1 protein-coding gene is annotated in these 1,160 nt (G+C 35.3%); it reads left to right on the top strand.

Annotation, left to right across the window (positions count from 1 at the left end; translation table 11 throughout):
- The coding region (locus ACRD7B_RS22725) for an IS4 family transposase (protein WP_430826966.1) at positions 1-1,160 on the top strand (1,160 nt) is incomplete at its 5' end.

Here is a 1,160-nt window from a genome sequence, read left to right as displayed (position 1 = left end):
TGTTTTCTTGCTTAAAACCTTGGCATTCAGTATCTTACAAAGGATTTCTGAAGTCTTTTGTAATGAATACGAATACCAAGGTAGATACCAAAAATACGAAATTATTTGAGTTGTTCAAGACAACGACTAATTGGCACAAGGCAAGGATTAAATGTTTGCTTATAATCATTAATAGCATGGTTAAGTTCCATACGGTTTCATATGTGAAAATAGCTCAGGGCTTTAGCGGTTCTGTCGAACATGAATCAAGTCTTAGACGGGTGCAAAGGTTCTTTGCCGAGTTTTCATTCGATCCGTTGATATTTACAAGGCTTATCTATAGTTTCTTACCAGAAGAGCCACCCTATATGCTTAGTATGGATAGAACCAATTGGAAGTTTGGTAAAATGGATATTAATATTCTGATGTTGAGTGTTTGCTATAAAGGAGTTTCCATCCCATTGATTTGGAAGCTTCTTCCTAAACGAGGAAATTCCAATGCTAAAGAAAGAAAAGAGGTTCTGGATACATACATCCAATTCTTCGGTACTGATAGTATAAAAGCATTCATGGCTGATAGGGAATTTATTGGAGAAGAATGGTTTGAAGATCTAATCCGTCAAAAAATTCCCTTTTACATTCGTATACGGAACAATATGATGGTACATCGCCATGGTACACCTCCAATTAAAGCATTTTGGCTGTTCAACAATATCAAGGCTGGGTCTTACAAACATTGTGGTAAGCTCTATTATCTTGGCAAGAATCTGGTGTATCTTTCAGGAGCAAAGTTATTTAACAAAACCACTGGAAAGGTGGAGTTTACCATTATTGCTTCGTTCAACCAACACGATCAAGCTTTAATTAACTACAAAGAAAGATGGCAAATTGAAACCATGTTTAAAGCTATGAAATCTAGTGGTTTTAACCTTGAAGATACTCACTTGACGGATCTAGAACGCATATCTAAACTATTAGCGGTAGTAGCTATTGCTTTTGTTTGGGCTTACCTAGCAGGAATTGATAAGCATATGAACATCAAACCCATAAAGATTAAGAAGCATGGTAGAAGAGCATATAGCTTTTTTAAGTATGGTTTTATCAGAATTGCTTGTGCTCTAAATAACCCAATAAACAACAATGACTTAGATAAATGTTTTAAACTTTTGTCATGTACTTAG

The sequence above is a fragment of the Carboxylicivirga fragile genome (assembly GCF_050589805.1).
Lineage (GTDB): Bacteria > Bacteroidota > Bacteroidia > Bacteroidales > Marinilabiliaceae > Carboxylicivirga > Carboxylicivirga fragile.
The sequence above is the reverse complement of the archived record's forward strand: the minus strand, read 5'-3'. Positions and strand labels throughout refer to the sequence as shown.